A 10,140-nucleotide genomic window follows, 5' to 3' on the forward strand; every position below is an offset into this window, starting at 1 on the left:
CCAATATCTACCGAATACACTCAGTTTCATTGTGGGAGCGAGCTTGCTCGCGAAGAGGCCGATACATTCAACAGATGCATTGAATCATCAGACGCTTTCGCGAGCAGGCTCGCTCACACTTCAAGTCGGCTGAGCCTCAGCCCCGTGGCAACCGGACAACGGCGGTCAGCCCGCCACCCGGTGTTTCTTCCAGATCCAACCCCCCACCCAGCCGCTGCGCGGCTTCGCGGGCGATGGTCATGCCCAGTCCTACGCCGCCGGAGTTGCGGTTGCGCGATCCTTCCAGTCGGTAGAACGGTTCAAACACGGCTTCCCGCTGGTCTTCAGCAATACCCGGCCCGTGATCAATCACCCGAATCAGCAATTCCTCACGCTGTTCCAGCAGTTCAATCCGCGCCTGTCCGGCGTAACGCAGCGCGTTGTCCAGCAGGTTGTTGATGCACGAGCGCAGCGCCATCGGTTGTACTGGCAAAGGCGCGCAGTGGCCGCTGACCTGTACATCGGCGCCCTGGTCCTGGGCGTTCTCGCACAGCGATTCGACCAGCGCCTGCACGTCCAGCAACTGCAAGGCTTCGCTGGTGCGTTGTTCGTGCAGATAGGTGAGGGTGGCGTCGAGCATGCCGATCATGTCGTCCAGATCCTGGCGCATCTGGCTTTGCAGCTTGTCGTCGCTGATGTTTTCCAGACGCAGTTTCAGGCGTGACAGTGGCGTGCGCAGGTCGTGGGAGACGGCGCCGAGCATGCGCGCGCGTTGCTGGACCTGTTCGCGGATGCGCCGTTGCATGAGGTTGAAAGTGTGCGCCGCTTGCCGGGCTTCGCGCGGGCCGGATTCGTCGAGGGGGTCGCTGTCGAGGTCTTCGCTCAGGCGCTCGGCGGCGTCGCTCAGGCGCTGGATCGGCCGGCTGAGCAGCTTGGCGCCGTACCAGGCGGCAATCATCAGAGTGATGAACTGAAAGGTCAGCGGTACCACCGGGCCACCGAACCAGGGGCGTGTTTGCCTCGGTGGGTAAGCGGTGTTGTGCAGCGGCGGTTGGCCGTCGATGTTCGTTGAGAACTCTGGCGGTGGTGGGGGCGGAGGAGGGCCGTAGAGTCTGAACCAGGCGAAGGCCAGCAGGTGCGCCAGGACAATCGCCGCGAACAGCACCCCGAACAGGCGACCGAACAGGGTGTCCAAGCGCGCCTTCATCAGCCGATGTCCCGCGCGTCGAACAGGTAACCCTCGCCGCGCACGGTCTTGATCAGTTGCGGGGCTTTCGGGTCGTCGCCGAGTTTTTGTCGCAGGCGCGAGACCAGCAGGTCGATGCTGCGGTCGAAGGCTTCGATCGAGCGACCGCGAGCGGCGTCGAGCAGTTGTTCGCGGCTGAGCACGCGGCGCGGGCGTTCGATGAAGACCCAGAGCAGGCGGAATTCGGCGTTGGACAACGGCACTACCAGGCCATTGTCGGCGACCACTTGGCGCAGGACGCTGTTCAGGCGCCAGTTGTCGAAGCGAATGTTGGCGCGCTGTTCGCTGCGGTCGTCGCGCACGCGGCGCAGGATGGTCTGGATGCGGGCGACCAGTTCGCGCGGTTCGAACGGCTTGGCCATGTAATCGTCGGCGCCCAGTTCCAGGCCGATGATGCGGTCGGTGGGTTCGCAGCGGGCGGTGAGCATCAGGATCGGGATGTCCGATTCGGCGCGCAGCCAGCGGCACAGCGACAGACCGTCTTCGCCGGGCAGCATCAGGTCGAGGACGATGACGTCGAAATGTTCGCCCTGCAGCGCCTGGCGCATCGCCGCGCCGTCGGTGACGCCGCTGGCGTGAATGTTGAAACGGGCGAGGTAATCGATCATCAGCTCGCGGATCGGCACGTCATCATCGACGATCAGCGCGCGGATGCTCCAGCGCTTGTCGTCTTTGCTTTCATCCGTCACGGTTGTCGGGGTGGTGTGCATGGGGCTGTTCACTGCCAGGGGTGGTTTCAGCATAGGCGTCCGGCCGGGAGGCGGGAAGTGCTGTTGTAAGGACGTGTTGCGCCGGGCGAGGCTAACCCGGGTGCGTGTTGCCGGCGTGTCGGCTGTGTATCGGAGTCGACACAATAGCCGTGCGGGCTAAGCTGATAACCGCCAGCGCGACGATTTACCGATCATCGGGTGCCGCGCCGCCGCCGGTTCCGCTACAATGCGCGCCGTTTTCGACCAGCCTGAGAGCCCATCCATGTCCGCCTGCCAGACTCCTATCATCGTCGCCCTGGATTTCCCCACCCGTGACGCCGCACTGAAGCTGGCCGACCAGTTGGACCCGAAACTGTGCCGGGTCAAAGTGGGTAAGGAACTGTTCACCAGCTGCGCGGCGGAAATCGTCGGCACCCTGCGTGACAAGGGTTTTGAAGTGTTTCTGGACCTGAAATTCCACGATATCCCCAACACCACCGCGATGGCCGTGAAAGCCGCTGCCGAGATGGGTGTGTGGATGGTCAATGTGCACTGCTCCGGTGGCCTGCGCATGATGGCCGCCTGCCGCGAAGAGCTGGACAAGCGCAGTGGTCCGCAACCGTTGCTGATCGGCGTGACCGTGCTGACCAGTATGGAGCGCGAGGATCTGGCCGGTATTGGTCTGGATATCGAGCCGCAGGAACAAGTGCTGCGTCTGGCGGCGCTGGCCGAGAAGGCCGGGATGGACGGTCTGGTGTGTTCGGCGCTGGAAGCGTCGGCGCTGAAAGCCGCGCACCCGTCGCTGCAACTGGTGACGCCGGGGATTCGCCCGGCGGGCAGCGCGCAGGACGACCAACGGCGCATTCTGACCCCGCGTCAGGCGCTGGATGCCGGTTCCGATTATCTGGTGATCGGCCGTCCGATCAGCCAGGCGGCAGATCCGGCGCAGGCGTTGGCCGCAGTCGTAGCCGAAATTGCCTAAAGCTTATTGAAGATCCAACTGTGGGAGCGAGCCTGCTCGCGAAGAGGGAGTGTCAGTCGGCGTCATTACCGACTGATCCTCCGCTTTCGCGAGCGGGCTCGCTCCCACATTGGTTTCAGGCTGGCCTTAAACCTTCAACACCAACTTGCCAAAGTTCTCGCCGTTGAACAGTTTCATCAGCGTCTCCGGGAACGTCTCCAGCCCATCAACCACATCTTCCTTGCTCTTGAGCTGCCCGTTGGCCATCCAGCCGGCCATCTCCTGCGCGGCGCTGGCGAACTGCGCGGCGTAGTCCATCACCACAAAACCTTCCATCCGCGCGCGATTGACCAGCAGTGACAGGTAATTGGCCGGGCCTTTGACCGCTTCTTTATTGTTGTACTGGCTGATCGCGCCGCAGATCACCACCCGCGCTTTCATGTTCAAGCGGCTCAGCACCGCGTCGAGAATGTCGCCACCGACGTTATCGAAGTACACGTCCACGCCTTTCGGACATTCGCGCTTCAGTCCGGCCACGACGTCTTCGGCCTTGTAATCGATGGCGCCGTCGAAGCCCAATTCGTCGATGAGGAATTTGCACTTGTCGGCCCCGCCGGCAATGCCAACGACGCGGCAGCCTTTGATTTTGGCGATCTGTCCGGCCACGCTGCCCACCGCACCTGCGGCGCCGGACAGCACCACGGTGTCACCGGCTTTCGGTGCGCCGACGTCGAGCAGGGCGAAGTAGGCGGTCATGCCGGTCATGCCCAGTGCAGACAGATAACGTGGCAATGGCGCGAGTTTCGGGTCGACCTTGTAGAAACCGCGCGGCTCGCCGAGGAAATAATCCTGCACACCGAGGGCGCCATTGACGTAATCGCCGACGGCGAAGCCAGGATTGTTCGAAGCGATGACTTTTCCCACGCCCAGTGCGCGCATGACCTCACCGAGACCGACCGGCGGGATGTAGGACTTGCCTTCGTTCATCCAGCCGCGCATGGCCGGGTCGAGGGACAGGTATTCGTTTTTCACCAGAATCTGTCCCGCCTGTGGCTCGCCGACCGGTACTTCCTGGTAAGTGAAAGTCTCGCGGGTCGCGGCGCCCACCGGGCGTTTGGCGAGCAGGAACTGGCGATTGGTCTGGTTGGTCATGACAGGCACTCGAATGGAATGAAGCCTTGTTGATAGCTCTTCAACGGCGATGTCGCAAGGTTGGCTGATACGGCGAATGCGAGTCGATCCAGTGCAGTGATGGTTACGGGGCGGGTTTCATCACTGCGGCGCATGCGCCGGTAAACAGCGATTGCATAGTGCTGACGTGCTTTCGCTGCCCTTGGCTATGCTGCGACGCCAACATCTCCCATTTTTTTGCATTCGAGGACATAGCCATGAGCATGACGTTTTCCGGTCAGGTGGTTGTAATCACGGGAGCCGCCTACGGCATCGGTCGCGCGACAGCCCTGGCGTTTGCCGCCGAAGGCCTGAAAGTGGTGGTGGCTGACCTCGACGCGGCTGGAGGCGAAGGCACGGTGGCGCTGATTCGTACCGCCGGTGGCGAAGCGTCCTTCGTGCGCTGCGACGTGACAGTGGAAAGCGACGTAAAAAATCTGATGGATGAGGTGATCAATACCTACGGTCGTCTCGACTATGCCTTCAACAACGCCGGGATCGAAATCGAGAAGGGCAAACTGGCCGACGGTACGCTGGACGAGTTCGACGCGATCATGGGCGTCAACGTCAAAGGCGTCTGGCTGTGCATGAAGTATCAGTTGCCGTTGCTGTTGGCGCAGGGCGGTGGCGCGATCGTCAACACGGCGTCGGTAGCCGGGCTGGGCGCAGCGCCGAAAATGAGCATCTATGCGGCGTCGAAACATGCGGTGATCGGCCTGACCAAGTCGGCGGCGATCGAATACGCGAAAAAGAAAATCCGCGTCAACGCAGTGTGCCCGGCAGTGATCGATACGGACATGTTCCGCCGTGCCTACGAAGCCGACCCGAAGAAGGCCGAATTCGCCAACGCCATGCACCCGGTCGGGCGCATTGGCAAGGTCGAGGAAATCGCCAGCGCGGTGCTGTATCTGTGCAGCGATGGCGCAGCGTTCACCACTGGGCACTCATTGGCGGTGGACGGCGGCGTGACAGCGTTCTGAAAGTTGCCGAAATACAAAGAACCCGCCTGCGTGCGGGTTTTTTTGTACCTCGCGGTCGGTCCCTGTGAATACCGTTAAACAATGTGTATCAAACCGTTAGAACTGCCGCATTTGGCGGCGTTGTCGCACAGCCTCGGCGGCGCGGCTGTGATTTACTGCTGCCAGCAAAACTGACAGGAGTTTGCGAGCTCATGGAACTGAGAATTGACCGACAGGCAATGGTGCCGGTCGTGCAGCAGATCGTCGACGGAATGACTGACTGGATTGTGCAAAGCGGCATCCCGCCTGCCACCCGGTTGCCCTCCGTACGGCAAATCGCCCGGGGTAATCTGCTCAGCCAGTCGTGTGTCGTCGAAGCCTGCGAGCGCCTGGTTTCGCAAGGTGTGTTGACTGCGCGTCAGGGCGCGGGATTCATCGTCGCGGCCTCGCCGCCGTTGCGCGAAACGGACTCGGAACTGGCAGTGTTCGAGGGCCGCCATGCGTGGTGCGATGAGGTGAGCGCTTCGACGGGCCGCTTGATTTTGGGGCAAGGAGGCTTGCCGCCGAGCTGGCGTGAGCCCGACGACCTCAGCTATGCGCTGCGCGAGGTGGCGCGCACCGACATGGCCAGCCTGTTCAACTACAGCTCGCCGCTGGGCCTGCCAGCGTTGCGCGAGCAAATTGCCAAGCGTCTCAAACTGCTGAACATCGACGCTTGCAATACCCGGCTGATGAGCACCAGCGGTGCCAGTCATGCGCTCGATCTGATCGTGCGCACCCTGTTCAAGGCCGGCGACTGCGTGGTGGTGGAAACGCCTGGTTATGCACCGTTGTTTGACCTGCTGCGCCTGCACGGCGTACAGATGCTCGAAGTGCGTCGGACACCGAGCGGGCCGGACATCGACATGCTCGAGTCAGTGCTGCGTCAGTTTCGTCCCGCTGCCTTGTTCATCGGCAGCCATCACCACAATCCCACTGGCAGTTGCCTGACGCCTGCCGTCGCCCAGCGCATTGTGCAATTGAGCAAGACCTACGACCTGCGCGTGATCGAAGATGACGTCTACGCTGATCTGCACACCGGCAGCGGTACGCGGTTGGCGGGGCTGGACCATGGCGGCCGGGTCATTTATGTCGGCAGCTTCTCCAAGACCCTGAGCAGTTCGTTGCGGGTCGGCTTTGTTCTGGCTGACAGCGAACTGCTGAAGCGCCTGGCCGAGGTCAAGATGATCAGCGGCCTGGGCTGTTCGAGGCTGGCCGAGGCGGTGCTGGCCAGGCTGATGGCGACCGGTGCGTATCGCAAATTGGTGCAGCGCCAGCGCCAGCGCTTGAATGCCGATCGCGCGGCGGCCTTGCAGGCCCTGGAAGATGCCGAGTGGGAAGTGTTCGGCAAGCCGGTTGGCGGGTTGTTTATCTGGGCGCGGGCGCGCTTGCGCGACCAGACGTCGGTGCGCAGGCAGGCCCAGCGTTGCGGGCTGGAGTTATCAGCAGCGGACGCCTTCAGTCCCAGCGGTGAGTGCGGTGACTGGCAGCGCATCAATGTGGCCTGTGCCTGCGACCCGCGGGCTCGGCAGTTTTTTCGCAATACTTGCGCGGATCGACCTCCAGCATTCTGAAAACGACGCGGGCGTAGCTTTTTGCCATTATTCCGACGCCAGAGTCTTGTGCTGGTTCGAGCCCGTTGCGAATCTTCGTTCACAGACTTTGGCAGGGGACTACGCGCAATGATTTCGGCCGTGCAAGGACGTTTTGCCAACCTCGGTATGGCGAAAAAACTGGGTATCGGATTTGTGCTGGTCTTGCTGCTGACTGCATTGGTGGCGGCGATCGGCGTCTGGTCTCTGCAAACCATCAGCCTGCGTTTCGACGGCTTGAAGCAGATGTCCGCGCTCAACAGCGGCCTGCTCAAGGTGCGCCTGCTCGAGCAGGAGTACGCCCTGCGCGGCAATCCGAAGACCGCCGATGCCTTGCGCGAAGGCGTCGATGAGCTGATCGTCCTTGCCGGCGAGCTCAAGGCACATTCCCCGGCCAATGTGCCGGTGATGAGCGATGTCGAGCAAGCCCTGGGCGCGTATCGCAAGGCGTTCGATGAGTTCGTCTCGCTGAGCCAGGCCAAGGACCTTGCGCTGGAGATGGCCAGTTGGTCGGTGTCCAGCGTGGCCAATAACCTCGACGTGTTGCAGAGCGGGCTGGCCGATGATGGCGCTTATACGTTGAAAGACACCGAGGGCAAGGACGGCGCGCAGTTCATCGAACAGGCGAATCAGGTCAGTCAGGTCTCGCGACTGATGCTGCAAGCGATGAACGAAGCGCGGGTGCGTCTGGATCAGAGCCGCAAGGGCGATGCCGACAATGCTGGCCAAGGCAACATCGAGCAGGCCGCGCAGGCTCAGGAGCAGGCCGAGGCGCTGAAAACCACGGTCAAGGACGAGGGCTATCTGACGGTGCTCAACGAAGTGTCGGGGCATATCGCCGGATTCAACGAGAAACTGGCTGAATACACCGGTTTGCTGGCGCAAGAAAAAACGGTTTATGACCAACTGCATCAGCGCGCGGCGCAGGTGGTGGACCGGGTCAATCAGGCCTATGTCGCCGAAGATGCTTCGATGCAGGCGGAGCTGAAAAAGAACACGGTGTTGATCATTGGCTCTTCGGCGCTGGCCTTGTTGGTCGGATTGCTCGCCGCGTGGGTGATCACGCGCCTGATCGTGGCGCCGCTGCGCAGTGTCATTCGTGTGGCGCAGCAGATTGCTGCGGGTGATCTGACGGCGAAGGTCGAGGTGACGCGCCGCGATGAAATGGGTCAGCTGATGTTGGCGATGCAGCAGATGGCTGCCGGCCTCGGCACGATTGTCAGCGGCTTGCAGGCCGGTATCGAGCGCTTGGCCGGTTCCGCGCAATCGCTGTCGGCGGTGACCGAGCAGACCAATCTGGAGGTCAACAGCCAGAAGGAGGAAACCGAGCAGGTCGCCACCGCCATGAACCAGATGACCGCCACCGTGCATGACGTCGCGCGCAATGCCGAAGAGGCGGCGCTGGCGGCGCAGACGGCGGATGACAAGGTCGAGAGCGGCCAGCAGGTGGTGCGCCAGAGCATGGCGCGGATCGAGCAGTTGGCGGATTCGGCGACTTCGGCCAGTTCCAGCATCGAGAGCCTCAGCGCCGAGATTCAGAATATCGGCACGGTGCTGGAGGTGATCAAGAGCGTGGCCGAGCAGACCAATCTGTTGGCGCTGAACGCGGCGATCGAAGCGGCGCGGGCCGGCGAGCAGGGCAGGGGATTCGCGGTGGTGGCCGATGAAGTGCGTGCACTGGCGCGGCGCACGCAGCAATCGACCGAGGAGATCGAGCGCTTGGTCAGTGCTCTGCGCGCGGCGGCGCAGTCGTCGGTGCAGCAGATTCGCAGCAGTGGCGAGTTGGTCAAACTGGCGGTCAGTGATGCGTTGCAGACCGAAAGTGCGCTGGGGAGTATTGCCGCGGCGGTGTCGTTGATTCAGCAGATGAATCAGCAGATCGCGGCGGCGGCGGAGGAGCAGAGTTCGGTGGCGGAGGAGATCAATCGCAGTGTTACGCAGATTCGTGCGAGCGCGGATCACTCTTCCGTGGCCATGCGCGGGAATGCGGCTTCGAGTGTTGAGCTGGCGCAGTTGGGCGGTGAGTTGCGCTCGATGGTTGGGCATTTTCGGCTTTGAGTCTTGGCGGCCTTCGGGCCGGCCAGGCTCTCGGCCTCGCCGCGTGGGGATGGCCCGGTTTTGCTTTTGCTGTTCTGTGGGAGCTGGCTTGCCAGCGAAGGCGGCCTGACACCCGACCGATTTTTACATGAGAACACTGCTTCCCAATGTGGGAGCGAGCCTGCTCGCGAAAGCGGTCTTCAACTCACACCTCTTTCAAGTCGGCCACAAAAAAGCCACCTGTAATGGTGGCTTCTTTACCAGTATTCGCACCTTAGTCGTAAATCACTTTCTTCTTCCAGTCCGCATCGGCTTCGACATCCTTCAAACCGGCAGTCAGTTGGTTTTCTTCACCTTCTACCGGGGCAATCTTGTCCATGACCTGGGCATTCGCTCGGGCGAGGAGTTTTTCCAGGTATTGCAGTTGCTCCGCGTACATCTGCGGGTCCTGCTGTTTGCGCAGATATTGCACGCCGCGTTCGAAGGCGAGGCGGGCCTGGCCGGGTTGGTTTTGTTGCAGGGACTGTTGGCCGAGGTTGTTGAAGAATTCGATGTGCAGCAGCACGAGAATGTGGCGCACTTCGCGAATCCATTGTTTGGCTTCGTTGGGTGGCAGGAAGCCGTCGTGGGCGGCGCGGGTGATCTGGCCGTGCAGGGCTTCGAGGAGGAAGCGCACGTCTTTGGCTTTGGCTTCGGTCAGGATCGGCGCGGGCGGGTTGTTCACCGGGATCGATTCGCCCTGGGCAACGAGGGCGCTGAGTTCGGTGATGCGGGCCTTGGTGGTTGCGCTGGTCTTTTCCAGATTGAGCAGGCGCTGGCAGACGTTGAGTTCCAGGCGGGTCAGCAGCAACTTGAGCGCCGGGGTCATGAACTGGCCGGGGAAGGTTTCGGTCAGTTCGCCGCAGCGGCGCAGGCGGTCGTTGAGTTCGACCTTGGTGCGGGCCTTCTCCAGTTTGTTGTTTTCCACCACATGGTTCATGTAGCCAATGGCGATCAGAATTGCGATCCCGGCTACGACTAGCAGGGTGATCATGAGTGGTGTCACCGGTAAGACCTCTTTATAGGGTTCGCATGCGAGTGTAGTGGCTGGGCATTTAGGCGCCTAGCGCCGCTCGACGGGTTTGATCGGCTGCTGCAATCTGTATCGGCCGCCAGCTGTATAGATGAATGCTGGCGCTTGATGTGCAGATTGCCATCACTGTGCGGTGACTATAACGTCTTGGCGAGTGGCGGAATATAGGCGTCAGGTTTCGGACGACGGAAAAGCCCTACGCGGCCCGTAATCCAGGTCGAAGTCATTGATTTAAATAAATTTATATCAGGGGGTTGACGACCCCTCAATCCATCCATAGAATGCGCGCCACTTGCAGCGTAAAGCACACAGCGAAACGCGGCAGGGAGTGAATGTTGTAGTGTGTCCCCTTCGTCTAGTGGCCTAGGACACCGCCCTTTCACGGCGGTAACAGGG

Annotated in this window: 8 protein-coding genes; 4 read left to right on the forward strand and 4 right to left on the reverse strand. The window is 61.6% G+C overall.

What is annotated here, in order from left to right:
- Positions 1-136: 136 nt before the first annotated feature.
- Both D8U60_RS22825 and D8U60_RS22830 read right to left on the reverse strand, forming a co-directional pair.
- Positions 137-1,186 (reverse strand): ATP-binding protein, encoded by a 1,050-nt coding sequence (locus D8U60_RS22825; protein WP_130901003.1) that lies wholly within the window; start codon positions 1,184-1,186, stop codon positions 137-139.
- Complete coding sequence (locus D8U60_RS22830; RefSeq protein ID WP_130901004.1) at positions 1,186-1,935, reverse strand: response regulator transcription factor; 750 nt, start codon at positions 1,933-1,935, stop codon at positions 1,186-1,188. Before D8U60_RS22830 ends, D8U60_RS22825 begins: the two co-directional genes overlap by 1 nt.
- Before the next feature lie 262 nt (positions 1,936-2,197).
- Here D8U60_RS22830 and pyrF point away from each other — a divergent pair, with 262 nt between their 5' ends.
- Positions 2,198-2,896 carry an orotidine-5'-phosphate decarboxylase gene (gene pyrF / locus D8U60_RS22835; RefSeq protein WP_122611433.1) on the forward strand — a complete coding sequence of 233 codons (699 nt, stop codon included), beginning with the start codon at positions 2,198-2,200 and terminating at the stop codon, positions 2,894-2,896.
- A 126-nt stretch (positions 2,897-3,022) separates the two neighbouring features.
- Here the strand turns inward: pyrF and D8U60_RS22840 are convergent, their stop codons facing one another.
- Complete coding sequence (locus tag D8U60_RS22840; RefSeq protein WP_041479470.1) at positions 3,023-4,027, reverse strand: NADP-dependent oxidoreductase; 1,005 nt, start codon at positions 4,025-4,027, stop codon at positions 3,023-3,025.
- Between the two features lie 236 nt (positions 4,028-4,263).
- Here D8U60_RS22840 and D8U60_RS22845 point away from each other — a divergent pair, with 236 nt between their 5' ends.
- From D8U60_RS22845 to D8U60_RS22855, 3 genes are all read left to right on the forward strand, one after another.
- A complete protein-coding gene (locus tag D8U60_RS22845) occupies positions 4,264-5,025 on the forward strand; it encodes an SDR family oxidoreductase (protein WP_122700216.1) in 762 nt (253 codons plus the stop codon).
- A gap of 191 nt (positions 5,026-5,216) precedes the next feature.
- Positions 5,217-6,617 carry a PLP-dependent aminotransferase family protein gene (locus D8U60_RS22850; RefSeq protein ID WP_130901005.1) on the forward strand — a complete coding sequence of 467 codons (1,401 nt, stop codon included), beginning with the start codon at positions 5,217-5,219 and terminating at the stop codon, positions 6,615-6,617.
- A gap of 108 nt (positions 6,618-6,725) precedes the next feature.
- Positions 6,726-8,693, forward strand: a complete 1,968-nt coding sequence (locus D8U60_RS22855; protein ID WP_130901006.1) for a methyl-accepting chemotaxis protein — start codon at positions 6,726-6,728, stop codon at positions 8,691-8,693.
- Between the two features lie 253 nt (positions 8,694-8,946).
- Here D8U60_RS22855 and D8U60_RS22860 read toward each other — a convergent pair whose 3' ends face one another.
- The gene (locus D8U60_RS22860; protein WP_039764159.1) at positions 8,947-9,705 is read right to left on the reverse strand and encodes a hypothetical protein; all 759 of its coding nucleotides are present in this window, start codon (positions 9,703-9,705) and stop codon (positions 8,947-8,949) included.
- Between the last annotated feature and the right edge of the window lie 435 nt (positions 9,706-10,140).

Source organism: Pseudomonas sp. Sample_11 (genome assembly GCF_004307505.1).
Classification (GTDB): Bacteria; Pseudomonadota; Gammaproteobacteria; order Pseudomonadales; family Pseudomonadaceae; genus Aquipseudomonas; species Aquipseudomonas atacamensis.